This window comes from Psychrobacter sp. (assembly GCF_018260395.1).
Classification (GTDB): domain Bacteria; phylum Pseudomonadota; class Gammaproteobacteria; order Pseudomonadales; family Moraxellaceae; genus Psychrobacter.
The window spans coordinates 1-25,987 of sequence record NZ_JAGLBC010000008.1 but is presented as its reverse complement, the minus strand read 5'-3'; the positions used below and the strand labels follow the sequence as shown (position 1 = coordinate 25,987).

The 25,987-nt window shown below is 39.8% G+C and carries 26 protein-coding genes; 17 read left to right on the top strand and 9 right to left on the bottom strand.

Going from position 1 to position 25,987, the window contains the following annotated elements:
* Positions 1-209 precede the first annotated feature (209 nt).
* On the bottom strand, positions 210-1,085 hold the full coding sequence (locus tag QZ265_RS01635; protein ID WP_366513644.1) for a metal ABC transporter ATP-binding protein: 876 nt from the start codon (positions 1,083-1,085) through the stop codon (positions 210-212).
* Positions 1,086-1,178: 93 nt separating this feature from the next.
* On the bottom strand, positions 1,179-1,754 hold the full coding sequence (locus QZ265_RS01630) for a Fur family transcriptional regulator (protein WP_296402723.1): 576 nt from the start codon (positions 1,752-1,754) through the stop codon (positions 1,179-1,181).
* 179 nt (positions 1,755-1,933) lie between these two features.
* Between QZ265_RS01630 and QZ265_RS01625 the strand changes: the two genes are divergently transcribed.
* From QZ265_RS01625 to QZ265_RS01570, 12 genes are all read left to right on the top strand, one after another.
* Complete coding sequence (locus tag QZ265_RS01625) at positions 1,934-3,019, top strand: zinc ABC transporter substrate-binding protein (RefSeq protein WP_296402720.1); 1,086 nt, start codon at positions 1,934-1,936, stop codon at positions 3,017-3,019.
* Between the two features lie 188 nt (positions 3,020-3,207).
* Entirely contained in the window at positions 3,208-3,663 is a 456-nt protein-coding gene (locus tag QZ265_RS01620; RefSeq protein WP_296402719.1) for an ATP synthase subunit I, read from the top strand.
* A 383-nt stretch (positions 3,664-4,046) separates the two neighbouring features.
* Positions 4,047-4,913 (top strand): F0F1 ATP synthase subunit A, encoded by an 867-nt coding sequence (gene atpB, locus QZ265_RS01615; protein ID WP_296402717.1) that lies wholly within the window; start codon positions 4,047-4,049, stop codon positions 4,911-4,913.
* Between the two features lie 36 nt (positions 4,914-4,949).
* A complete protein-coding gene (atpE, locus tag QZ265_RS01610; protein ID WP_007394515.1) occupies positions 4,950-5,195 on the top strand; it encodes a F0F1 ATP synthase subunit C in 246 nt (81 codons plus the stop codon).
* Between the two features lie 105 nt (positions 5,196-5,300).
* Positions 5,301-5,771: a F0F1 ATP synthase subunit B gene (locus tag QZ265_RS01605; RefSeq protein ID WP_296402714.1), complete on the top strand. Its 471-nt coding sequence runs from the start codon at positions 5,301-5,303 to the stop codon at positions 5,769-5,771.
* Positions 5,772-6,031: 260 nt separating this feature from the next.
* Positions 6,032-6,610 (top strand): F0F1 ATP synthase subunit delta, encoded by a 579-nt coding sequence (locus QZ265_RS01600; RefSeq protein ID WP_296402711.1) that lies wholly within the window; start codon positions 6,032-6,034, stop codon positions 6,608-6,610.
* 169 nt (positions 6,611-6,779) lie between these two features.
* Positions 6,780-8,324, top strand: a complete 1,545-nt coding sequence (atpA, locus tag QZ265_RS01595) for a F0F1 ATP synthase subunit alpha (protein WP_296402709.1) — start codon at positions 6,780-6,782, stop codon at positions 8,322-8,324.
* Positions 8,325-8,418: 94 nt separating this feature from the next.
* Positions 8,419-9,297 carry a F0F1 ATP synthase subunit gamma gene (atpG, locus tag QZ265_RS01590; protein WP_296402708.1) on the top strand — a complete coding sequence of 293 codons (879 nt, stop codon included), beginning with the start codon at positions 8,419-8,421 and terminating at the stop codon, positions 9,295-9,297.
* Between the two features lie 39 nt (positions 9,298-9,336).
* Positions 9,337-10,767, top strand: a complete 1,431-nt coding sequence (gene atpD, locus QZ265_RS01585; protein ID WP_296402706.1) for a F0F1 ATP synthase subunit beta — start codon at positions 9,337-9,339, stop codon at positions 10,765-10,767.
* A gap of 153 nt (positions 10,768-10,920) precedes the next feature.
* The gene (locus tag QZ265_RS01580; RefSeq protein ID WP_296402704.1) at positions 10,921-11,337 is read left to right on the top strand and encodes a F0F1 ATP synthase subunit epsilon; all 417 of its coding nucleotides are present in this window, start codon (positions 10,921-10,923) and stop codon (positions 11,335-11,337) included.
* 229 nt (positions 11,338-11,566) lie between these two features.
* Complete coding sequence (locus QZ265_RS01575) at positions 11,567-12,283, top strand: response regulator (protein WP_296402702.1); 717 nt, start codon at positions 11,567-11,569, stop codon at positions 12,281-12,283.
* A gap of 344 nt (positions 12,284-12,627) precedes the next feature.
* On the top strand, positions 12,628-14,319 hold the full coding sequence (locus tag QZ265_RS01570) for an ATP-binding protein (RefSeq protein WP_296402700.1): 1,692 nt from the start codon (positions 12,628-12,630) through the stop codon (positions 14,317-14,319).
* Between the two features lie 232 nt (positions 14,320-14,551).
* Here QZ265_RS01570 and QZ265_RS01565 read toward each other — a convergent pair whose 3' ends face one another.
* Positions 14,552-16,027 (bottom strand): ATP-binding protein, encoded by a 1,476-nt coding sequence (locus QZ265_RS01565; protein ID WP_296402698.1) that lies wholly within the window; start codon positions 16,025-16,027, stop codon positions 14,552-14,554.
* 121 nt (positions 16,028-16,148) lie between these two features.
* Here QZ265_RS01565 and rpsP point away from each other — a divergent pair, with 121 nt between their 5' ends.
* The 5 genes from rpsP (at position 16,149) to uvrC (ending at position 20,811) form a co-directional block, all read left to right on the top strand.
* The gene (rpsP, locus tag QZ265_RS01560; protein ID WP_296402696.1) at positions 16,149-16,412 is read left to right on the top strand and encodes a 30S ribosomal protein S16; all 264 of its coding nucleotides are present in this window, start codon (positions 16,149-16,151) and stop codon (positions 16,410-16,412) included.
* 89 nt (positions 16,413-16,501) lie between these two features.
* Entirely contained in the window at positions 16,502-17,032 is a 531-nt protein-coding gene (gene rimM / locus QZ265_RS01555) for a ribosome maturation factor RimM (protein ID WP_296402695.1), read from the top strand.
* Between the two features lie 99 nt (positions 17,033-17,131).
* Positions 17,132-17,896, top strand: a complete 765-nt coding sequence (gene trmD / locus QZ265_RS01550; RefSeq protein ID WP_296402693.1) for a tRNA (guanosine(37)-N1)-methyltransferase TrmD — start codon at positions 17,132-17,134, stop codon at positions 17,894-17,896.
* A gap of 284 nt (positions 17,897-18,180) precedes the next feature.
* Positions 18,181-18,603, top strand: a complete 423-nt coding sequence (rplS, locus tag QZ265_RS01545; protein WP_296402691.1) for a 50S ribosomal protein L19 — start codon at positions 18,181-18,183, stop codon at positions 18,601-18,603.
* A 369-nt stretch (positions 18,604-18,972) separates the two neighbouring features.
* Positions 18,973-20,811, top strand: coding sequence for an excinuclease ABC subunit UvrC (uvrC, locus tag QZ265_RS01540; protein ID WP_296402746.1), 1,839 nt, complete (start codon positions 18,973-18,975; stop codon positions 20,809-20,811).
* Between the two features lie 55 nt (positions 20,812-20,866).
* Here the strand turns inward: uvrC and QZ265_RS01535 are convergent, their stop codons facing one another.
* From QZ265_RS01535 to QZ265_RS01510, 6 genes are all read right to left on the bottom strand, one after another.
* Complete coding sequence (locus QZ265_RS01535) at positions 20,867-21,730, bottom strand: hypothetical protein (RefSeq protein WP_296402689.1); 864 nt, start codon at positions 21,728-21,730, stop codon at positions 20,867-20,869.
* 231 nt (positions 21,731-21,961) lie between these two features.
* Positions 21,962-23,317 carry a beta-ketoacyl-ACP synthase II gene (fabF, locus tag QZ265_RS01530; RefSeq protein ID WP_296402687.1) on the bottom strand — a complete coding sequence of 452 codons (1,356 nt, stop codon included), beginning with the start codon at positions 23,315-23,317 and terminating at the stop codon, positions 21,962-21,964.
* A 122-nt stretch (positions 23,318-23,439) separates the two neighbouring features.
* Positions 23,440-23,856 (bottom strand): hypothetical protein, encoded by a 417-nt coding sequence (locus QZ265_RS01525; RefSeq protein WP_296402685.1) that lies wholly within the window; start codon positions 23,854-23,856, stop codon positions 23,440-23,442.
* 122 nt (positions 23,857-23,978) lie between these two features.
* On the bottom strand, positions 23,979-24,338 hold the full coding sequence (locus QZ265_RS01520; protein WP_296402683.1) for a SirB2 family protein: 360 nt from the start codon (positions 24,336-24,338) through the stop codon (positions 23,979-23,981).
* Positions 24,339-24,393: 55 nt separating this feature from the next.
* A complete protein-coding gene (locus QZ265_RS01515) occupies positions 24,394-24,717 on the bottom strand; it encodes a BolA family protein (protein ID WP_296402681.1) in 324 nt (107 codons plus the stop codon).
* Positions 24,718-24,943: 226 nt separating this feature from the next.
* Complete coding sequence (locus QZ265_RS01510) at positions 24,944-25,762, bottom strand: M48 family metallopeptidase (protein WP_296402679.1); 819 nt, start codon at positions 25,760-25,762, stop codon at positions 24,944-24,946.
* Positions 25,763-25,987 lie beyond the last annotated feature (225 nt).

Below are 25,987 nucleotides of genomic sequence, written 5' to 3'. Positions count from 1 at the left end.
GGTATTCCGAAAAAAATTTTTTAAGAGGTTTAAAAAGCGGTTTAGTTTTATAAGTTCAGCCGTAAAGACTTAATCTTGCATACTTTATTTCAGAATCATAATCTATCTCAAAATCATACCTTATCTCAAAACATACTCTATCTCAAAACATACTCTATCTCAAAACAATGTTAACGGGTCAAAAACACGTCGGCAGAATAAATAATTGTTTAGGATAGCTGCGAACCATGGTGTAAACAGTCATGAGGTTTATGAATATAAGGTTGTTCATACTGATGCCCAAATAGTTTTTTGAATTCTTCAGAAACACCCAGATCGCTAGGTTGTCCCTCGCAGCAAATATGCTTATTTAAGCATATAACCCTACGGCTACCCCGCATTACCCAGTGTAAGTCATGAGAAACCACCACCATGGCACATCGCAAAAAGGCAGGCAAGTCATCGATAAACTCATATAGCCAGCGTTCACTTTCAGGATCTAGACCTTGCATAGGTTCATCTAAAACCAACAAATTCGGTTTTGATAGTAAGGAGCGAGCCAGTAAAATCCTTTGGGTTTCTCCTCCAGACAAATGGATCACCTGTTTTTTAAGCAATTGTGTTACCGACAGACGTTCATATAAATAGGCCTGTTCCGTTGCGGTCACTCTTTTTGTGGTTTGAGCCAATAAGTCTTCTACGCGCAGTGGCAAAATGGCCGGTACGGTAAACTTTTGAGGCACATAACCTAGCTTAAGATTAGGGTGACGGCTAATCTTTCCTGAGCTTGGCTCAATTAATCCCAGAATAAGCTTCATTAGGGTAGACTTACCAGCGCCATTAGGCCCAATGACACTTATTTTTTCATTGGGTAATATTTGCAAGCTGATGTCAGTTAATAAAGTTTTTGATTCATGGGCAGCCGACTGAGTATGTGAAGCGGCTTTGGCTGATCGTGCGCCGCTAAGCCATCCTGTACGCTTAGCAGATGACGGTTTAGAAGGTAATTTAATTAAAATCTGTGAGTCATTACTGGTTTTACTCGAAAATTTTGATTCACCTATACCGCGGCTACTCACTTCAAACCCAATACGTTGTAGGGTGATAAGTGGCGTAGTCTCAGTGATTGTATTTGGCTCTGTGAAGGATGAAATAGCCACTTTATCAGTATGTTTTAGCTGGTTGGATTGCGGCATATACTACGCATCCTCTATAGAAGCTTCAGATAATGGTAAACAAGTTTGACATAAACCTTTGAGTTCCATCACACTTTGCTCAACCTTAAACCCTACTTCATTTTTTACAAAGCCAACTATGTCTTGAGCTGGTATACCGCTAAACTCTTGCACACGACGACATTCATTGCAGAGTAAAAATACTGCATTATGGGCATCACGTGGATGACAACAAGGTACAAAAGCATTGATTGAAGTCAGTTGATGGATAAAGCCAAAATCCAATAAAAATTCTAAAGTGCGATAAATGGTTGGGGGAGCCACCATTTTAGCTTTTTCAGCAGACTGCTCACGAGTTTGTTGTAAACTTTGGATTAAATCATAAGCGCCTAACGGTTTATCGGACTCTAAAATAAGCTGATATACCGTGCGTCTTAAAGGCGTAAATCTAGCCCCTTTAGCGCTACAAGTTTGCTCAGCAGTCTGTAAGCGAGCACTAATAGCTTCATCGTCTAGAGCATGAACATCATGTGAATGTGCCTCATGTTGATCACAAGGACTATCCTGACAATCAAGAGCAAAGTTAGCAGGGTGAATCATGGCAAGCCTCGAGCTACTGAATTATTTTTTTGAGAAAAGTCTTAAATTATCATTTGTTATAGTATAACATATCTGATAAATAATGGTTTAGTTATACATTCTTTAGTAATACATTTTGTATTTAACCATTTTTATTCCATCCTTGTAACACTACTTTAATTTTAATTATAGAGATTGCTATGTCTACAGCTACAGAATATCTAAATCCAATTATTATTTCCCTAAAGCGTCTATTGATAGGTAGTCTTACCACTTCTGCAATTATAACAGCCTCTACTTTAGCAACAGCTAGTGATCACAAGCATGAGGAACACGCTCATGAAGAACACGCTCATGAGGAACACGCTCATGAAGAACATGAGCATGAGGAACACGAGCATGAACAACACGAAGAACACAATGAAGTACATACCCCCACACCCAAAAGAGCGGCTATTAATCAACCAAGCATACCACTAGCCTCTTTACCTGCATCTGTTACAAATAAAACCGAAATTGCGATCAGTAATTATCCGTTATTTTTGTTGAGTGAAGCAGTAACCAAGGGTGCGCCTTCTGGAAAATTATTATTACAGCCTGGTGACGTCGGGCATCATGGAACCTTAAGTCCTAGTGCTATTAAAACAGTTAAAGACAGTCGCTATGTGGTTTGGTTTGGTAATGAACTTGAGTCAAATCTAGTCAACTCTGTGGGTAAAAGTGCAAATAGTATAAGTTTATTTAGCTTCAACGCATTCAAGCGCCGACCATTACGAGATATTAAAGCACAGCCTATTGCGGGAACTTTAGATCCGCACATTTGGTTAGAGCCTGAAAATGCAAAGGCTATCACTCGAGCATTAGGATCTCTTTATAGCCGAGCCAATCCGAAATATAAAGCCGTTTATGCCACCAACGTGCGTAATTTTGAAAAACAGATGAATCAGGCAGTGTTGCAGGCTCAAAGCAAAACATCCAAACCAAGACCTTACTGGGCGTATCACGATGCTTTTGGCTACATAGAATCTGCCTTGAATTTAAAGCTGGCTGGCGCCCTTACCTCTGATCATCATCTTCCACCTAAAGCTAGTCAATTTGTTTGGCTAAACTCAACCCGACCCAAACCAACTATGTGTATGGTATTGCAAACTGAGAACAATAAAGGAGCATTGAATAAGTTAAATCCAGTGAATAGCACTGTTCAGCAAGAAGATATGAGTGCCGCCACTGATTTTGTATCAGGTTGGCTTAAATTGGCGACCAATATCAATCGTTGTATCGGCTAGCTTAGATATGATTGATATAATAATTATCAACTAATAAATCATTTAAATGGTCGTAGACATATTTGAAGGCACTTCAATAATTATTTACAGATTTGCATAATAAAACTATTTGACAAAAGCTACCTTTTTTCTTGCTTTAACTATAAGCTGTCTTTATAATAGTTCGCGTTTTGGTCAATAGAAAAGATATGTCAAATCCTTCAAATATGCCGTTACGCGCATCACAGCGCAAAGCGATGCAGCGAAAGAGATTACGTCAACAGGCCTTGTATAGGGTTGGCTTGCTACTAGCCATAATTGTCATTGCTTGCATTATTGATCTGTCGTTTTTTTCTAAAGGCTCAAGCCTTGAGGCTAATGATCAAATACAACTGGTTATCGCAAAAAGCGTGGCTTTAGGAGCCATGCTGAATTGGTTAGCGCAGTCTGTATTTAGTTGGTTTGTTTTTAGATCTACGGGTGCCAAATTTAGACATAATATCGTTGGCCAAATGTATATCGGTCAAATTATCAAATGGATTATAGTAATTAGCGGTTTTAGCATTATTTTCATGACTGTAGAGTCGTTTTCTGCTGTCGCTGTCATGGTTGGATTTATTATGATGCAGATAGGCCACTTTTTTAGCCTCTCAAAAAACTATTAAAGTCTATAACTATCTTGCATTAGCTGTTACATAATACAATCATTCAAGGCTATTACCGCTAATAAGTTAATTAAGTTACTATTTCTATAGTCATCTTTTTAGGTGATAAGTTATAGGTATTAAGTGCTTAAAATACTCAATAAATAGTGTATGATGTGCGTGAAGAATTAAATGAATTTTTCTAATGAAGTTACAAAGCTGAAATATAACCTAAAAAATCAACAATATCTTTACAGTTCTACTTGTCTACTTGTCTACTTTAATATAAGTAGAAAATTTTTGAGCGCCATTAATTAATTAGCCAAGAATGATGCAAGCGTATGAATATGCATTTTTTGCTAATTGATTTAAAGGTTAACACACACTTATAAGAAGCTTAGATTATGGCAGCTGAAATATCCTCGACTGATTATATTGCGCACCATTTGACCAACTGGACTTACGGCTACTTACCCGGTGAAGGTTGGAAGGTTGCTCATACAGCTAAAGAAGCAGGTGAAATGGGCTTTATGGCCATTCATTTGGATTCAATGCTTTGGTCAATTGGCCTAGGTATTCTTTTTTGTGCATTATTTTGGATAGTTGCTAAAAAAGCAACATCAGGTGTTCCAGGTAAGTTACAATCAGCAGTTGAAATGGTTGTGGATTTTGTGGACACCAACGTTCGTGATTCATATAACGGTACGTCAAAATTAATTGCACCCTTAGCGTTAACAATCTTTGTGTGGATATTCTTAATGAACTTGATGGACTTAATACCCATCGACTATGTTCCGCATATCGCACAAAAAATTGGTGCGGCTATGGGTCATGATCCTCATCATGTATTCTTTAAGATTGTACCAACCACTGACCCTAACGTAACACTTGGAATGTCTTTTTCAGTGTTTGCTTTGATTATCTATTATAGTATCAAAGAAAAGGGACTTGGAGGCTTTGTTGGTGAGTTAACACTTCATCCATTTAGCGCTAAAAATCCAATTGCAAAAATTATTTTAATCCCGATCAATTTCATCTTAGAGTTTGTTACTCTAATTGCTAAACCTATTTCGCTTGGTTTACGTCTATTTGGTAACATGTATGCCGGTGAATTGATTTTTGTATTGATTGCCTTAATGCCATTTTGGATTCAATGGGCACTGTCAGTACCTTGGGCGATTTTCCATATCTTAATTATTACACTTCAGGCGTTCGTGTTTATGATGTTAACCATAGTTTATCTATCGTTAGCGTCACAAACTGAACATTAATTAAAGTTTTTTTCTTAGGTAAATGAGGATACATCAATGGATCCAGTATTAGGTGGTTACACAGTTATCGCAGTTGCATTACTAATTGGTTTTGGCGCTTTAGGCACAGGCATTGGTTTTGCTATTTTAGGTGGTAAGTTTCTAGAAGGCGTAGCACGTCAACCTGAGCTTGGCTCACAGTTGCAGACTCGTATGTTCATTGTAGCCGGTCTTCTTGATGCGGTACCAATGATTGGTGTTGGTATTGCGATGTTATTATTATTCGCTAACCCTCTAGCTTAATTTAAACATCAGTGAGCCCTGTTGACCATTCGCAATGACTTAGAAAGCTTTATCAGATATCGAATGGTCAATGATCCTGATTTTTATTAATAAAGAGGTGATCGTGTGAATATCAATCTAACCCTAATCGGTCAGTCCATAGCGTTTGCATTTTTTGTATTATTTTGCATGAAGTTTATTTGGCCTGCGTTAATGGGTGCTATTGAAGAGCGTCAGCGTAAGATCGCTGAAGGTCTGAATGCAGCTGAAAAGGCAAAATTAGACTTAGCAAATGCTGAGCAATCGGTAGAACAAGAGCTTGCTACTGCTAAAGTAAAAGCTGCTGCACTGATTGAACAGGCAAATAAAAGCGCAAACCAGCTTATCGAAGAAGCAAAAGTACAGGCAGAAGTTGAAGGCGAACGTATTCGTCAGCAAGCCCGTGAGTCAATCGATCTCGAAATTAATCAAGCACGTGAGAGTTTACGCACTCAAGTTTCTGAGCTTGCAGTTTTAGGTGCTGAACAAATTCTTAAAGAGAGAGTTGATGTACATCAGCATGCCAAAATGTTAGAAGATTTAGCTGCTAAATTGTAATTTATAAAATAAGTTATTTTTTAATAAGTCATCTACAAACTGGTAGCTAACTTATAAGTGATATATATTAGTCTTAAGATTTATCGTTACTAGGCTGAAGTGAATTGGCTTCAGCTTTATAGAACTTTTTAAATTATGCTTTAGTAAGTTGATTTGAGTTTATAGCTAAGCGATATAAGGCTGATTGTCATGAATCAACTTTTTATACTTGGTTTGTTTTATATAAAGTTTTAAATAAAATTTGTGGCTAAGAGGACATAATGGCTGAATTATCTACACTAGCGAGACCCTATGCCAAGGCAGCATTTGATTATGCGTTTGAAAACTCAGTCATTGGCGAGTGGGAAGATTTCTTGTTGATCGCAAGCAACGTGGTCGGTGATTCTGCCTTTGTGCAAATGCTTGATAACCCCGCAGTTACCATCGATCAAAAAGCTGAGACACTAATCAGTATTTATGATGATCATGTTATCTCTACTCAAGGGCAAGCGTCTTCTCGTTTATCAGTAGCAACAACCCCAATCAAAAATTTTGTGCATCAACTTGCCGAGCAAGAACGTTTGAGTCTATTACCCCAAGTATTAGAACAATATCGTTTACATCGTGCTAAGACTTTGAAGCAGATTAATGTATATATTACGTCTGCTTATCCATTAGATGACGTTCAGCGTACGATGATTCAAAGTCGATTAGAAGAGTCACTAAAAGCTTCTGTGATTCTTCAAGAAGATGTAGATCCTAGTTTATTAGCGGGTGCCACCATTAAAATTGGCGACAAGCTTGTTGATGACTCGGTGCGTGGAAAATTAAAACAGTTAAAAACACAGCTAACTGCTTAACGCATTATTAATAATGATAGTTAAATATGCTTACAAGTTAATTTGTAATGTAAATAAATTATTATTAAGAGCTTAAACTCTATTTTATCTTCGTATCATTTCTTTGAAGATTCTTAAGCTTTATATCCGGCGAGTAAGCAGGCAATCACAAATTAAAGGAAACAAGGCAATGCAACAATTGAATCCAGCAGAGATCAGTCAACTGATTAAGCAGCGAATTCAAGACCTTGATACAGGTGCAACCGCTAAGAATGAAGGCACTATTGTCAAAGTATCTGATGGTATTGTACAGATTCATGGTCTTGAAGATGCAATGTACGGTGAGATGATTGAATTTGAAGGCGATGTCTATGGTATGGCATTGAACCTTGAGCAAGACTCCGTAGGTGCGGTTGTTTTGGGTGATTACCTAGGTCTTCAAGAAGGTCAAAAAGCTTACTGTACTGGCCGTATTTTAGAAGTACCAGTAGGTCCTGAGTTACTTGGTCGTGTCGTTGACGCTTTGGGTAACCCTATTGATGGTAAAGGCCCTATCAACGCTAAGCTTACTGATAAAGTAGAAAAAATTGCACCAGGTGTTATTGCTCGTCAATCAGTTGATGAGCCAGTAATGACAGGCTACAAAGCTGTTGATACCATGATTCCAATCGGTCGTGGTCAGCGTGAGCTTATCATTGGTGACCGTCAAACGGGTAAAACTGCATTGGCTATCGATGCCATTATTGCTCAGAAAACATCTGGTATTAAGTGTGTATACGTGGCCATTGGTCAAAAGCGCTCTACTATTGCTAACGTAGTACGTAAGCTTGAAGAAAGCGGTGCATTGGCTTATACCACAGTTGTCGTGGCATCAGCTTCTGAACCAGCTGCTTTACAGTATATTGCACCATATTCTGGTTGTACAATGGGTGAGTACTTCCGTGACCGCGGTGAAGATGCTTTAATCGTATATGATGATTTATCAAAGCAAGCAGTAGCCTATCGTCAGATTTCTTTACTATTACGTCGTCCACCAGGTCGTGAAGCTTATCCAGGTGACGTATTCTATCTTCATTCACGTTTACTTGAGCGTGCATCACGCGTAAACGCAGCGTATGTAGAAGAGTTCACTAAGGGTGAAGTAAAAGGTCAAACAGGTTCTTTAACTGCGTTACCTATCATTGAAACCCAAGCTGGTGACGTATCTGCTTTCGTACCAACCAACGTAATCTCTATTACCGATGGTCAGATTTTCTTAGAATCCAGTTTATTTAACTCGGGTATTCGTCCTGCGGTTAACGCTGGTATTTCAGTATCACGTGTTGGTGGTGCTGCTCAAACTAAGATCATTAAAAAATTATCAGGCGGCATCCGTACTGCATTGGCTCAGTATCGAGAACTAGCGGCATTTGCCCAGTTTGCTTCTGACCTAGATGATGCTACCAAGCAACAACTAGATCATGGTGAGCGTGTTACTGAACTTATGAAACAGAAGCAGTATGCCCCAATGTCTGTAGCTGAACAATCCGCGGTTATCTATGCTTCAAACGAAGGTTACTTGTCTGATATCCCAGTTGAAAAAATCGGCGCCTGGGAAGCAGCTTACCTGCGTTATATGTATGACGAACAAGCTGATCTTATGAAAGAAATCAACGACACTGCAAACTATAATGATGATATTGCAGGCCGTTTAAAAGCTTCAGTAGAAACGTTCTTACAAAACCACACGTTTTAAGTTATAAAAGGTGCGATTAGTTAAGCTAATCGCACTAGTTGAAATGTGAGTAATAGATTAATCCTCATTTAAACCCCGCCGAATTGGAATTGTTATGGCAAGTTTAAAAGAAATTCGTGCTAAGGTTACTAGCATTAAAAGTACGCAGAAAATTACGCGTGCAATGCAAATGGTAGCCGCCAGTAAAATGCGCCGTGCTCAAGAGCGTATGGAAGTTGGTCGTCCTTATTCTGATAATATGCGTCGAGTGGTATCACACTTAGTAAACGCTTCTTCAGACTATAAGCACCCTTATATGACTAACCGTCAAGTAAACCGTGTCGGCTATATATTAGTGACTTCTGATCGTGGTTTGGCAGGTGGATTGAATATCAACCTATTTAAAGAGTTGATGCATCATGTCAAAGAATTTCAAAACCAGTCAGTGCAAGCTGAGTTTGCTGTAATAGGCTCTAAGGGCGTTAGCTTTTTTAAGAGTTTTGGTGGCAAAGTAACTTCAGCAGTTACAGATTACGGTGATAATCCTAGCTTTGAGCAATTAAATGCTCCAGTACAAGCCATGCTAGATGACTATGCTAAGGGACACTTAGATCGCATTTTTGTGGTTTATAATAAATTTGTGAACGCAATGACACAAAAACCTATTGTCAATCAACTGGTGCCACTTCCAAATGAAGCGGTTGATTCAAGTTCAGGTATCCAAACTGAATTGAGTTGGGATTATATCTATGAGCCTGATGTTAAAACCCTAATTGATGGTTTGTTAGGCCGTTATATTGAGTCAATCGTATATCAAGCGGTCATGGAAAACATTGCTTCAGAGCAGTCAGCACGTATGGTAGCTATGAAAGCAGCTACGGATAATGCTGGTGACCTAATTAATGATTTACAGTTAGTTTATAACAAGCTGCGTCAAGCGGCAATTACCCGAGAGATTTCGGAAATTGTCGGCGGTGCTGCTGCTGTTTCCTAATTGACATACCTATATTTTTAGAAGTTCAAGGAGAACGCCATGAGTAGCGGTCGTATAGTACAGATTATTGGCGCAGTTATTGACGTCGAATTTACCCGCACTGACGTGCCTCAAGTTTATGATGCATTGGTTGTTGACGGTACGGATACTACATTAGAAGTTCAGCAACAGCTGGGTGATGGTGTGGTTCGTACTATTGCAATGGGATCTACTGAAGGTCTTAAGCGTGGTTTGTTAGTAACCAATACTGGTGCTCCAATTACAGTACCAGTTGGCGATGCAACCTTAGGTCGTATTATGGACGTATTGGGTCGACCTATTGATGAACAAGGTCCAGTAAATTCTGTTGATCATTGGTCAATTCACCGTCAAGCGCCTTCATATGACGAACAAGCCAATAGTACCGATCTTTTAGAAACGGGTATTAAAGTAATTGACTTACTTTGCCCATTCGCTAAAGGTGGTAAAGTTGGTCTGTTTGGTGGTGCCGGTGTTGGTAAAACCGTAAACATGATGGAATTGATTAATAACATTGCTCTTAAACACTCAGGTTTATCAGTATTTGCTGGTGTAGGTGAGCGTACTCGTGAAGGTAACGATTTCTACCACGAGATGCAAGAAGCGGGTGTTGTTGATGTAGAAAACTTCACAAACTCAAAAGTTGCGATGGTTTATGGTCAGATGAATGAGCCACCGGGTAACCGTTTACGTGTTGCACTGACTGGTCTAACTATGGCTGAGTATTTCCGTGATCAGACTGATGAAAACGGTAAAGGTAAAGACGTTCTATTATTCGTTGATAACATCTACCGCTACACACTAGCGGGTACTGAAGTATCAGCTCTATTAGGTCGTATGCCATCAGCTGTGGGTTATCAGCCAACATTAGCTGAAGAGATGGGTGTTTTACAAGAGCGTATTACCTCTACTCAGACCGGTTCTATTACTTCTATCCAAGCGGTATATGTACCTGCGGATGACTTAACAGATCCATCACCAGCTACTACGTTTGCTCACTTAGATGCTACAGTTGTACTAAGTCGTGATATCGCATCTCAAGGTATTTACCCAGCGATTGACCCACTTGATTCAACTTCTCGTCAGTTAGATCCATTGGTAATCGGTGAAGAGCATTATAATGTTGCTCGTGGTGTTCAGGAAGTTCTACAGCGTTATAAAGAACTTAAAGACATCATTGCTATTCTAGGTATGGATGAGCTTTCTGAAGAAGATAAAATGGTCGTATACCGCGCTCGTAAAATTCAGCGTTTCTTATCACAGCCATTCCATGTTGCTGAAGTATTCACTGGTGCACCAGGTAAATACGTTTCACTTCGTGATACCATTTCAAGTTTCCGTGATATCTTAGATGGTAAGTATGACGATCTTCCAGAGCAAGCATTCTATATGGCTGGTAGCATCGATGAAGTTGTGGCCAAAGCTGAGAAATTAAAGTCGAAAGCGGCTTAGCTTAAAGCTGACCACTTAGAAATTAATTAGCTATAGATTTAAGCATGATATGATCAAATCAAGTCATGCTTAGATATATTGATAATTACCGTCTATCGATAAATTAATTTAAATATTAACTAGTAAGTTAATGAGTAAATAACGGAGAGTCGCATGGCAACCTTACAGTGCCGAGTAGTTAGTGCTCGTGAAGAGATTTATGCTGGTGAGATCAGTATGTTAATTGCGACGGGTAGTGAAGGTGAAGTAGGTATCTTAGCGGGGCACACTCCTCTTATCACACTATTAAAGCCGGGCTCAATGCGAATCCAATTACCGGACGGTAGCGAAGAAGTTATCTATGTATCGGGTGGGGTTCTAGAAGTTCAGCCTAAGCTAATCACAGTACTTGCAGACACTGCAGTACGTGCAGATGACTTAGATGAAGCAAAAATTGTTGAAGCTCGTAAGCAAGCAGAACAAATGCTGGTTAATCAGTCGGATACTTTACAAACAAATGCTGCATTGGCTTCACTGGCAGAGTCTGTGGCTCAGCTACAAACGATTAGAAAATATCGTAACCGTGCATAAGGTTGGCTATGTCTACTGGTGGCAACTGTTGAGTAAGTGTTAACTACTTATCAAAATAATCAAACAGCCTATATTAGGCTGTTTTTTTATGTGCTAAGATTACGTATATTACTTTTTACATTATGGATTAATGTATATTTAGTAAGACTTGTAACGGTTTATTAATATATCTAATTGAATACGTTAAAAAAGAACCTACTTTAGGTTTCATTTTTTTGAGGAATTAAAGATGTCAACAACTGAAGAAGAACAAACTCCACGAATTTTGATCGTTGAAGATGATGAGCGTTTGGCCATGTTAACCCAAGATTATTTGGTAAAAAATGGTATGGATGTGGCCATTGAAACTGATGGTAATCGTGCTATACGTCGTATCATTAATGAACAGCCTGATTTGGTTGTACTTGATGTTATGTTGCCAGGCAGTGATGGCCTAACGGTATGTCGTGAAGTACGTCCTCACTATCATAGCCCAATTTTAATGCTAACGGCACGTACCGAAGATATGGACCAAGTACTAGGTCTTGAGATGGGTGCGGACGATTATGTGGCAAAACCTGCACAACCTCGTGTTTTATTGGCTCGTATCCGTGCTTTATTACGTCGTTCTGACAATGCACCTTCAGAAGAAGTACCACAGCGTCTAGAGTTCGGTGAATTGGTTATCGATAACGGTGGCCGATCAGTGACTCTAAATGGTGAGTTGGTTGATTTCACCAGTGCTGAATATGACCTATTATGGTTATTGGCTTCTAACGCAGGTCGTATTTTATCTAGAGAAGATATATTTGAACGTTTACGTGGTATTGAGTATGACGGACAAGATCGTTCAATCGACGTTCGTATTTCACGTATCCGACCTAAGATTGGCGATGATCCTGAAAATCCAAAACGCATCAAGACGGTACGTAGTAAAGGTTATTTATTCGTTAAAGAAGGCAATTAAACCTAACTATGTAATGAAGTCTTTAGGTGATAATGTCATTGGATGATATAAGTCTTTAGCGTTTAATTACAAAGATTTAAACCACAGTGCTTAGATAAAGGTCAGATTTTAACTGGCCTTTTTTTATGTCTAGAATTTAAAGCTTTTTATATGATGCCAATTATTATGCTTTATCTACACCTAAGCCTATCATTATTACATTTCTTGTTCCTAAACAACAAAATATAAAATAATAAAGTACGGTTAAAACGATATAATTGAACTGATATCAAGACACGTAACTGGTTAGGTTAAAAACTTAATTTAGGGTAAACTAGGACAAAATAAAATTTATTAGATTTCGTATGCCAATATTCTCATCATTAAAACACAGTATTTTTCTACGCATTTATGCAGGGTTATTATTGGTCTGTCTATTTGTAGCGCTATTTGCCCAATTATTGGTAGATACCATTAACAAAGAGCGTGTACAAGCGTATCGAGAAAACGTGGCTTCAGGTGCCTTATACTTAGTAAGCTCTGGCCTGCAGCAACAATCCTCAGAAACGCAGCGTGAGTATTGGCTTAACGATATAAGTCAGTTATTTGGTAATAACTTTAGCATCCAACCTAGATCTAAAATTGATTTTAAAGCCAGTGAATTAAAGCGTCTTGAAGAAAATAAGACCGTTGTTCGTTATGTGGCCCAGCCTGCTCATGCCGATATCTTTCACCCTATTCCGGGGGAAGATAATGTCATTACAGTGCGTATCAGCAAAGTCACCGAACAACAAGTACGTGCTATGGCGGTTTTATTATTAAATGATTTGTCCTATTACAAGGACCTTAAAAGTAAAAGACAGCGGTTGAACGAAATATCAAACCAATTTGCTTTTCCACTGAGTATAGAAAAGGTCAATAGTTTAGATTTAGATGATGATCAGTTGCGGCGTTTAGATAGAGATGAAGTGGTCATGCTTTTTCGCGATAGTACCCGAGCTGATGACTCTTCTATCAAAATTATTGCCCCATCTGAGTTAGAAAATATGGCTGTGGTCATTGGGCCTGTTAGTCTATTTAAATGGTTCCCATTCAACCTGATTATAAGTGTTGTTTTAATCAGTATGTTCCTTATAAGCTTGGGTGTTTATGCCTTAATTTTCCCACTAGAGAGAAAGCTTCAATTAATTCAATCAGGGGTAAACGATGTAGGCGATGGCAATCTTGATACGAAGGTACAAGTGGTGGGGCAAGATGAGATAGCGAGATTGGCAGCAACTTTTAACGCCATGATTGAACATATCAAACGCCTTATCGAATCACAGCGTGAGTTAACACGGGCAGTATCGCATGAACTTCGTACACCAGTGGCTAGAATCCGCTTTGCAGTAGACATGTTAGCTGATACTGATGACCAAGAGTCACGTGAAATGCAGCGTGATTATATAGATCAAGATATAGAATCATTAAACGGTCTCATTGATGAAATTTTAACTTATGCTAAATTAGAAGAAGGGTCACCAAAGCTTGATCTAGAATCGGTCAGCTTAAAAGAGTTGGTTGACCAAATTGTGCGTGAGACTAATGCATTAGGTAAACCGATAGAAGTGACAGGTATAGCACCATCATCAAAAGTAACCGCTGTGGCGGATAGACGCTATCTACACCGTGTGGTTCAGAATTTAGCGGGTAATGCTTTACGTTATGCTGAAACTAAAATTATAATTAGTGCCGGTGTGCGTAAAGGAGAAGCTTACGTTAGCGTAGAAGATGATGGTCATGGTATTGCAGAAGAAGACAGAGATAAGGTGTTTGTACCCTTTGCCCGTCTTGATGACAGTCGAACTCGGGCGTCTGGCGGTTATGGATTAGGCTTGTCCATTGTGTCAAGGATTGCCTTTTGGTTTAATGGTACTATGTCAGTAGATGAAAGCCCCAAGCTTGGCGGGGCAAGGTTCACGATGCGTTGGCCAATTAAACCTTTAACACAAACTATCTCGGCTGATCAATTAACCCAAGAAAAAGGGGCACGTAAAATTATCGAAAGTGACGAGTAAATGACTAATTATGCCTAATTAAAAGCTTCATAATTGAAAATAGACTAAGATTAAGTTTAATATTATTTATTTCAATAATATTAATTTAAATAACATCAATTTCAATACTATCAATTCCAATACCATCAATAAAGAATAAAGCCCTAGCGTTTACTAATAAAGCTTGGGCTTTTTTTATGGTTATAACAATAGCACTTTAGCATTGAACTTAGTGAAATAATAGGCATGAATCTTAACAATCAACAATGTCATCAACAGTGTTATCAGCAGTATTATCACCATTATTATCACCAATGTTTGGTTGAGTTTGAGACACTAGCGGAATTCTGACGCAGACTTGTAGTCCTCCTTCAGGATGGTTAATCGCTTCTACCGTACCGTGATGCAAGGCTGAGATGCGCTGTACGATAGCCAAGCCTAAACCACTACCCTGAGTAGTGCGAGCTGATTCTCCTCGCTCAAAAGGCTGCATAATGCGCTGTAGATGCTCCTTTGCCACTCCTGTACCACAATCACGTACACATATAATTAATTGTTCTTTTGCTTTACGAACGATACCAGGGGTTGAAACTGAAACTTCATCATCATGATCAATGTTCTGAGAGTTAAAAGTCGGGGTAATGGTCGCAGTCAAATAAATAGGCGGTTTGCCATAACGCTGAGCATTAACGATTAGATTGACTATCAAGCGTTTGATAGATAAAGGTCGCACTGCAACTTCTCTTAAACCATCGGTTTGATAAATAAATTCAAGCGGGGCAAATTGGACCATGATTTCTTGAAATATATTGTCTAGATCCGTTAAGCGAACCGGCTCATCTGAACCGTCTTTCATAAAGGATATAAATTGCTCCAAAATTGCATCCATATCCTCAATGTCATAAATCAGCCCCTCTCGAAAGAACTCATCAGGCAGCATTTCAGCAGTTAAACGCATACGGGTTAGCGGGGTACGTAAATCATGGGAGATACCTGCAAGCATAATGGTACGCTCTTTTTGTGCTTGGTTTAAGGTGCTAAATAATCGATTAAAAGCCATATTAACTCGGCGAATCTCAGTGCTACCAGAGTTTGTGGGTAAAGTAGTGGCACTGCCTAAGCGAATATAGTTGGTGGCGGCCTGCTGTAACTTACGAAGGGGACGGTTAAGTTGACGCACCAGTAGCAAGATGGTCAATAAAGTGAATAAGGGAATACCAAATAAGAAAAATATCAGAGAACTTGGGCTGTATTGAGCATAAAATATAACAGGTTCACGTATCCAAAACTCTGGCGATGCTGTATCCTGAACCCACAGTTGCGGTGTCGGTTTAAACTTAAAATAAACCACAACATCACGGCCTAGTTGTTGGCTGATTTCTTGCTGAATAATATCGGTAAAAAACCCAACCACAGCTTTATCAGACACATCAGGAAAATGACTGGGGTCATCTACGACCACAACATGATTATTGGCCAAAATCCATCGTTTTATTTCTTCATTGTTAGCCCAATGTTCACGAGTTGCTGTAACCAATTTAAGCTCGGTAGTAAGGTAGCGAGCATGGTTTTTTAACTCAGGCAAATATAGACTTCGCCAAAAAAACCAGATAGACAGTACCACACTTACCGTCACCATTAACATAACGGCAAGCGTTGTCTGCCAAGTGTTTGAATAAGGTCTAGAACCGAATCGAGACAAAACGGAACGTGAAGATGTATTAGTCATTGGGATATCGCTTAGTAATTTAACAAGGGTTACAGTTTTAATTAAGTAAAAGGTTTCCAAGTCATTAGAATTCTGATATAATTATGCCCTTTTTGGTATACCTACGGAAGAGAGAACTCAAATGGTTGTTATACGTTTAGCACGGGGCGGTGCCAAAAAACGCCCATTCTATCAAGTTGTTGTAGCAGATCAACGTCGTTCACGCGATGGCCGTTACATCGAAAATTTAGGTTTTTATAACCCATTAGCGAAAGGTCAAGAAGTTGAATTTCGTCTAGACATGGATGCTTATAATGCTTGGATCGAAAAAGGCGCACAGCCTTCAGACCGCGTTAAAGCATTAGCTAAAGGTTATAAGCCTGCTACTGAAGAAGTAACTGCTTAAGACATAATTTGTTTTGCAATGGGATAGTATCTCATTGCAATGCAGTTTTGAGTAATTGTTTTTTTATTAATTGTGGCTGAGCAGGTCTTATGACAACACCAAACGCTGACAGTCTTATGAAAGTAGGGCAGCTAAAAAAACCATACGGCATTAAAGGTTGGTTATGGGTTTTTAGTGAAACTGAGGATCGAGAAGCTATTTTTAGTTATTCGCCTTGGTGGATGAAGACAGCAACAGGGTTTAAACCGTTGACTGTCACTGAATGGCGTAAGCAAGGATCTGGTATAGTGGCTCAATTTGAGCAGGTACCTGATCGTAATATTGCTGAGACCATGAATGGCGTTAGCATTTGGATTGATAAAGACAGCTTACCTGGCACTGCTGAAGACGAGTATTACTGGTCTGATTTGGTTGGCTTAAAGGTCATTAATAAACAACACGAATGTCTTGGTACTGTTAAAGAGCTATTTGAAACCGGTGCACACCCTATTATGGAGGTAGTGCCTAGTAGCGATAGTATCGACGACGAACCTCGAATGATTCCTTGGCACAAACAAACTGTCGATGTTGTAGATTTGGCTGCTGGGCAGATGGTTGTTGATTGGGAACGTGATTTTTAAGAGATTTTTAATTAGGTCTTTTAATTTGAATTGTTTTTATAATGCTATCAGCTGTTTTGATATTTGACAATTATTTTGAATAAGTTTGGAGGTGACCTTTTGTATTTCGCTGTCATCACCATACTACCTGAAATGTTTACCGCTATAAGCGAGTTTGGTATCACTGGTAGAGCTGTACAAAATAATCAAGTCATAATCGATTGCATAAATCCTCGAGATTTTACGACAGACAATTATCGCCGTATTGATGAACGCCCTTTTGGGGGTGGACCAGGTATGGTAATGATGGCAGAACCTTTGGCTAAAGCCATAGATTATGCCAAATCGCAAGCCAGTCTAAATGGCTGTGCTACAGATTCAGAGCATTGTCCCGTTATTTATTTATCTCCGCAAGGCGATAAATTAGATGAACAAGCGGTGGTGGCATCACGTCATTATGATGCAATGATTTTGTTATGTGGTCGCTATGAAGGTATTGATGAGCGACTTATACAGCGTTATGTTGATATGGAAATTTCAATTGGGGATTTTGTATTGACTGGCGGTGAGCTTCCGGCAATGGTATTAATGGACAGCGTTATTCGAAGATTGCCCGATGTAATGGGTGATGCACAGTCCGCTGAGCAAGACTCGTTTGTTGAAGGGCTGCTTGATTGTCCACATTATACTAAGCCTCATAACTTTGAAGGTTTAATGGTGCCAGAAGTTTTATTGTCTGGTCATCATGCCAATATTGCACAGTGGCGGTTTGTGCAACAAGTTGAGCGTACCCAACAAAGGCGACCTGACTTGTGGCAAAAATTTACCCCGAATGCAGAGCAGGCTCGCTTGCTCAAAAAAGTTAAACATGACCTAAAGTCGTAATGGGATAGACCCAGAAACGTCTTTATATGCGCTTAGCTTAATTATTTTATTTATACCAGATTCCAACTAATGCCCTTAATTAATGTCCTTACTTAAACTGACAAAGTCCGAAGCTAAGGTCATCATAGGTTAATTAGTGCTATTGATCGAGTATCAATGGCAGTCAAAAACTTAATTTCTTATTCCTGTTTCTCCTTTGAGCTCGTTATTGAGTGAGAGGGGTTATTATTATAAACGGGTGGTATGCGACTTAGCCTATGCCGTCCCATGTGAGGAGCAATCTCATGAGTAATGCATATCCATTAGTACAAGCAGTTGAAAATTCACAACTACTTGAGCGTCCTAGTTTCTCTTCTGGTGATACTGTAGTGGTTCAAGTAAAAGTACGTGAAGGTGACCGTGAGCGTCTTCAGGCTTTTGAAGGCGTGGTAATCGCTAAGCGTAACCGTGGTCTTAACTCTGCATTCACCGTTCGTAAAATCTCAAGCGGCATCGGTGTTGAGCGTGCTTTCCAGTTACATTCACCAGTTATTCATAGCATTGAAGTTAAACGTCGTGGTGCTGTACGTCGTGCGAAACTTTACTACTTACGTGAGCGTTCTGGTAAATCAGCTCGTATCCGCGAAAAGTTATCACGTCGTGAAGATGTTCAAACTAAAACTGACGCAGGCGTTCCAGATGCAGTACAAACTGCGCCAGGAATCTAATACATCTAGGCTGATCCTAATATTAGGCTAAAGCATTAATTAGTTGTATACCAAAAAGAGCTGGTAATCATGTGTTATCAGGAAAAACCCTCAATCTGAAAAGGTTGAGGGTTTTTTGCTATCTAAATACAAGCTTGATGAGCGACTTTCTTTATCCATTACCTACGAGCAATTGGAAAAGCAAAATTTGAGTTTTTATACCTTCTTCCCAGCTCTGCTATGTTTGTCTACAAGAGAATGTTTGTTTGCTAGGGAATGTTTGTCTACAAGGATATATCAGCTTGTAATAAAGGCTTTAGGGCCCCATAAATACAAATATGTTAAATATTTTTGGTTTCGAAAATTATGGTCAATACGTCGACAACAGCAATGGATAATGAGCAAGTGGCAGGGCATGATAAACAGCTGCGCCTTAAGCATTTGATTAAGCGCCTGCCCAATTTACCCGGTGTGTATAAAATGCTCGGTAAACATGGTGATATCTTGTACGTAGGCAAGGCTAAGTCCCTTAAAAGCCGAGTAAATAGCTACTTTGCTAAAACAATAGATCATCCCAAGACACGAGCGCTAGTATCCCGCATTCATAATATTGAAACCATTATCACTCGCAGTGAAACCGAAGCGTTATTGCTTGAACAAAACCTAATTAAAGAATATCGCCCCCCGTATAATGTACTACTTCGTGATGATAAATCTTATTTATATGTGTTTATATCTGCCGATCAGCCTTACCCTAGATTGGCCTATGGGCGCGGCAAAGCCAAACATCAAAAAGGTAAGTTTTTTGGGCCTTTCCCTTCAGCGTATGCAGCGAAAGAAACGTTAGTACTGATGCAAAAGATGTTTCAAATGCGCCAATGTACCAATACCTTCTTTCGCCAACGTCAGCGTCCTTGCCTAGAGTATCAAATCAAGCGTTGTCGTGCGCCCTGCGTGGGATTGGTATCTCCAGAAGATTATGCGACCGATGTGCAAAATACTATTCGTTTCTTAAAAGGCGACTCTAGTGACATTCACACAGCATTGATAGACAAGATGGAGGTCGCAGCGGATGATTTAGATTTCGAAAAAGCGGCTTTTTATCGCGATCAATTGTCTATGCTACGCGAAGTCCAGTCTCGCCAAGCGGTTTATACTGTGCAGGGTGAAGCAGACGTTATCTCTATTGCCAGTCAGGCCGGCATGACCTGTGTCAATGTGCTTACAGTACGGGGAGGCCGGGTCTTAGGCGGTAAAAATTACTTCCCTGATGTCGATAGTAGTGAGCCGATTGAGGATAATTTGTCGGCATTTATAACCTCATTTTATTTCCAAGTGACCGACGACTTGCCTTTAGAGATTATCATTAGTCATGAGCTACCTGATCAAGATGCCTTGCAAGAAGCATTAAGTACGCATTTCGAAGCTAAGACCAGTATTAAGACCAATGTTCGTGAGCACCGCGCGCAGTGGTTGGATCTAGCCAAGCTAAATGCCACGAATGCTCTAAAAACCAAGCTTGGCGATTATTTAGAGTTGCACGCTAGGTTTGGCGCTTTAAAAGAAGTGCTTAAGCCAGTAACTCAAAATAATATCGATAGAGTTGAATGTTTTGATATTTCGCATACCATGGGAGAGGCAACTATAGCAAGTTGTGTGGTATTTGACCAAGGCGGGGCACGCAAACGAGATTATCGTCAATATGCCATTCATGGTGTTCAAGATGGTGATGATTATGCTGCTATGGCGCAAGCATTGAACCGTCGTTATAAGAAGCACCCATTACCCGATGTGTTGATTGTTGACGGCGGTAAAGGTCAGTTAAACATGGCAAAAAATGTGCTAACTGAGTTGGGTATCTTAAATGATACTTTGCTTATTGGCGTCGCAAAAGGAGAAGGGCGTAAGGCGGGACTTGAAGTGCTGCACTTTATTAATCATGAGCCTTTAGATCTGCCAATGGACTCAAAAGCGCTACACTTGATCATGAATATCCGTGATGAAGCGCATCGTTTTGCCATTACAGCACATCGTAAAAAGCGGGATAAACGCCGCTCAACATCGGTACTCGAAGTTATTCCAGGATTGGGCGAAAAACGTCGTCGTGATTTATTAAATCACTTTGGCGGATTACAACAATTACTAGGGGCATCGCAACAAGAGCTTGAAGGGGTTAATGGTATTGGAAGTGTAATGGCCAATACCATTTATAAAGTTTTGCATGAGTAATGTGATAAATGCCTGAACCTTGGTTATTTACTATAGTTTAGTTCAGTGTCGTTAGTTATTTATTTCGATTAAGACGGCTGGCCACTTGTTCGTGTAACCAAGATTTTAAGTCCTCTGACATAGCGGTCAATTGATCGGCTAAATAGTCATCAATACGGTTTTCAAGCTCTTTAATAAAGTCTTCATCTAGCTCAGTAGTGGGTAAAGTCGTATCAAAAGCGAATGCAGCTGGCGCAACGATATGGGGTTCTGGCTCGCTGATTTTGGTTGCTATATGTTCCGGTTGTGATTCAGGTTCCATAACTGGTGTAAGCTTTGTTTGAGCTTCAGGCATTGCATTGGCTTTAATTACGATTATATTTTCAGTATTAGTTTCAGCTTCATGAAATGCGTCTTTAGCCTCGGTTTCATTGGCTAATATATGGCCCTTATCATCGCTGAGTGATTCATCGCTACTTTCAACTAGCTCACAATCCTCGTCTATGCCTATGACTTCTAAATCTTGAGACTCAGCATCTAACAGTTCGGCTTGTGGTTGCTCGATAGTAGCTAAATAAGCAGCTTCTTCTGCATCAAAGATACGTTGTTGCTCCGCTGCTTGCTGCTCATGCTGTAATCTCTCTGCTTCAAGAGACTCAAACTCACTATTTTCGTTCTCTAAATGTTCGGTTTCTAAGCGTTCAGTCTCGAGCCTATTTTGTTCAACGCTGGCAGCTTGTTCTTGTGCTGCAATCTTTGCATTTATAGCTTCGATATGAGCATGCAGATCAGGTACTGTAAACTCAAACGTTTCTAGGTCTGTGTCTACGTCAAGCAGCTCCATAATGTCTTCAAACTCTTGCAACAAAGCATCTTTGACAGCTTGCGGTGCATTGCTCCAGTGATGGGAAAATTGGTGTGAGAACGCAACTTGTGCCATGTTAACTTGTCTCCATAGAAGTTTGAAAGGGATAAATAATTAAAATAAAGAGCGGGCGCTTAATATGCGAATAGATCGATTTAAAATTTAATAATATAGATCTAAATCATAGCAGTACATTGCTAGCTTAAGACAGTTTAATTGACACAAAATAATTCAGGCCAGTTTAGTAAGACCAGTTGATTTAGGCCAGTTTATTCAGCGAAATGAAGTTAGACAAATTAACAGTGGTTAATCCGTCCATCGTGCAAAGATTAACGAACCATTGGTACCGCCAAATCCAAAACTATTTGACATGGTATAGGTTAAGTCGTTAACTAACCGTGCCGTATTGGCCACATAGTCTAAATGACATTTCTCATCTACATTGTCTAGATTAATGGTAGGGGGAACCGTTTGCTCAAGTAAAGCTTGAATACTAAATATGGATTCTATTGCCCCCGCAGCGCCTAGTAAATGCCCTGTCATGGATTTGGTAGAGCTGACCAATAATTTGTCTTTACAAGCTTCGAATAAGCCCTCAATGGCTCTAGATTCAGCGACATCGCCCGCTGAGGTACTGGTACCATGCGCGTTGATATAGCCAATCTCACAAGGGTCAATTCCAGCATCTTGTATGGCCATCATCATAGCTCTGGCGGCACCGTCACCATTGGTTGGCGGGGCAGTAATATGGTGCGCATCGTCACTCATACCAAAACCTGCCAACTCTGCTAAAATAGTTGCCCCGCGAGCTTTGGCATGCGCTAAACTTTCAAGTACTAAAACTCCTGCACCGTCACCTAATACAAATCCATCACGATCTTTATCAAACGGACGGCTAGCACGAGTGGGGTCGTCATTGCGAGTTGATAAAGCACCCATTGCGCCAAATCCGGACATACCTAATGGGCTAGAGCCTTTTTCACTGCCACCAGCCAGCATTACGTCACAATCGCCATAAGCAATGAGTCGTGCGGCTAAACCAATAGCATGAGCCGCCGAGGTGCAAGCAGTGGCAGTGGCTAAATTAGGCCCGCGTAAATTGTGCTTAATGGCCACCATGCCAGCTGCCATATTGATAATGGCGCCGGGCAGAGTAAACGGAGAGACACGGCGTATACCTTGATTGGCAAGCGCATCACGATTGTCTTCCAACGTCTGTAGACCACCAATACCTGCCCCAATAATGACGCCAAAACGATTGGCGTCAACATTTTTAACCGGTGCAGGTTCTGCAGAAACTTGTTCTATATAGCCGGCTTGTTTTAATGCCATACTGGCAGCGGCAACGCCATAATGGATAAAAGCATCATATCGACGCGCCTCTTTTGCAGCCATAAATTGACTGACATCAAAATCTTCAATAGTCCCTGCAAACTGAGCACGATAAGTTGAGGCATCAAAATGGGTAATAGGTTTGATACCACTTTCACCAGCAATTAAACGTTGCCAAGTGGTATCAACATCCAATCCAAGCGGAGTAATAGCACCCATACCGGTAATCACCACACGCTGATGATCAGATCGCTCAAAATGAGCCGGCTTTTTATTTATATTAGTGTTATTACCTAAAGTATGGGCTGTATTCGTTGTGGGCTGACTCATGATAATGTTGCCTTATTCCTTAGCCTGTCCATGTCTTTATGCTTTAATAAAAATGTAACCTAAACTAATAAACCTACCTAATTTAATTTAAGGTATGGCTAACTAAATAGTCAATCTCACTCCTATTTTTCGCCATATATTTTTAGATTGGTGGCAAAGGCGCATTGTTTCATACGCGCAGATTGTACCACTGCATCACGTTCACCATATAGACGCGATAGCTTTGCATTGCGCGCATCGTTATTGCTACTTTGACCCAGACCAATATTAATATTTGGAGAAATACCCCAACGTCCGGCTGAAATACCCACACCCACACCTGTCGTGGTTATGCCTGAATAGGTTTTGCTCTCATTGTTAACGTAGCTTTGAATGCGATTATATTCTTGAGACAAAGCATTACAGTCGTAGGTTTGATAGGTACTTGGCGGAATATACTGAGGTGAGACATTACCAGTACTGGCACAGCCGCCTAGAAGCAGTACGCTTGCTGCAACTGTAGTAGAGGTTATTAAAGTTTTAACGCTAAGTTTTGGCATATCAGTTCCTAAATGAATGGTTTAGTTAGCTATAGATTATACAGGGCAATAAAGGCTCAATTGTTAACTCATTATATTTTGTTAACCAATTATTTTTAGCTGACTGAGTTAGGCCAATAGCCTTACATAAAGTTGCCAGGCTTAACGAACGCTAAAATAAAGATAGCCACATAAGCGATAAAAGCGATAAAGATTCCTGTTTTACTCTGAGAAGGTGTAGCAGTCGCTTTAAAGGCTTTAATACTAGCACTTATTGCAGCCACCAGTAATATAATTTTGGCAGCGACCCATTGTAGGGGTGCATTCGCTGATAACAGCGGCATGACATTTAGAACCCCTGAGATGATCAATAAGGCATAAACCACGTGAGTCGCAATCTTGCCTTTTTTGTCAAAACGTTTTCCTTTGGTCATTACCAAATAGCTTTGCCATAAAAAAAGGATTACGGTAATTACCGCCATTAGCATATGTAAGTGTTTCATAAGTGTCCTTAGCCAGTCTCCTAGCCCTTAAAATTTATGATAATTATATTTATATTTATTGTTTATTCTGACTGGCACAAAGTGGACTGGCAGGTACGGTTTGATTTTGCTGTTGCCACTCTTCAGGGCTATAAGCATGAATAGCTAAAGCATGAATGGTGCCACCTTGACTGGTCATCAAATTATCCATTAGTCCATATATCAGCTGATGTCTAGCGACTCGTCTTTTAGCTTCAAACTCTGGGCTAACCACCGTCAGTTTAAAGTGACTCTCCTTACCCTCAAAGTAGCCAGAATGATTCTTGGATTCATTAATTAACTCTATATGAGTGGGGTTCAGCGCTTCTATACGTTGTCTTATTTCACTTTGGGTTTGCAAGCTTTTTCTCCTAATGATAGCCATAAAACTTAATGACGCTGATACAGACAATGTTATATTTATAGACTCTATATTAACAGTTATCAATAGCTTTGCTCTAGTGGTAGTCTGCAATCAATAGAGCAATATTTAAATTAAATTAGGGTTTAATTGGACATAAAAAAACAGCCTGTGCAAAGCAGTAGGCTGTTTTAAAAAAAGACCTGTTCACGTAGATAAGCTTAATTTATCTAGGCTTATTGCTACTGGTATAATACGGCATAACACTAGGAATTAGAGCTTGTAAGTTAGAGATACGGCTAGAGCTTGAAGGGTGAGTACTTAAAAATTGAGGTGGTTCGCCTTGGCTGGCATTTTGCATTTTTTTCCATAAAGAAATTGCAGCATTTGGATCATACCCAGCTTTGGCCATAAGTACCAAACCAATCTTATCAGCTTCCGCCTCTTGAGTGCGACTGTTTGGACGAGAAACACCTAAATCACCTGCAAGGTTAGCTAACTGTGCTTGACCTTGAGACAGTCCAAAGACGCTAGCTGCAATACCAATACCAGCTTGTGTTGCGTATTCGCTTGAAATGCGCTCACGGGTATGTTCACGAATAGCATGTGCCATTTCATGCCCCATAATGGCTGCAATTTCCGCATCCGTTAGATTTAACTTATCAATAATACCGGAGTAGAACATGATTTTACCACCTGGTAGTACGAAAGCATTCAGCTCATTAGATTTGATGGTATGAACTTCCCATTGCCAACTTTTGGCATCACTACGATACAGTTCAGCCTGATTAATCAGGTTTTTGGCAATACGTTGTAGACGAGCCAATTGTGCAGGGTCAGTATCTAGCGCACGTTTGGCATTGGCTTGTGATAACAATTGGTTGTAGCTTTGGGCAGACATTTGCAATACTTGTTCATTAGAAACCAATAAAAGCTGTTGTCTGTCACTACCGATAACACCTGAGTTGGTGGTAGAGCTACAGCCTGTTAAAGCCATTGCTGATACTGAAGCAACTAAAGTTGTTTTGATTAAAAAATTCTTCATTATTGTCCTCGCTAGTAGGGCCACATTGTTGTCAAACTGCTTATTTATAAGATGAATTACTTTTATCAAATGAATAGCTTATTAAAGAATTGAGTTATTAAAGTATTAAGTTATCAAATTACTGACTGGTTAAAATACTATACTTAAAAATACTATGCTTAAAAATAGTATACTTAAAAATACTAGGCTAATAGATAATTCACTAAATAAACTTGAGATAATATA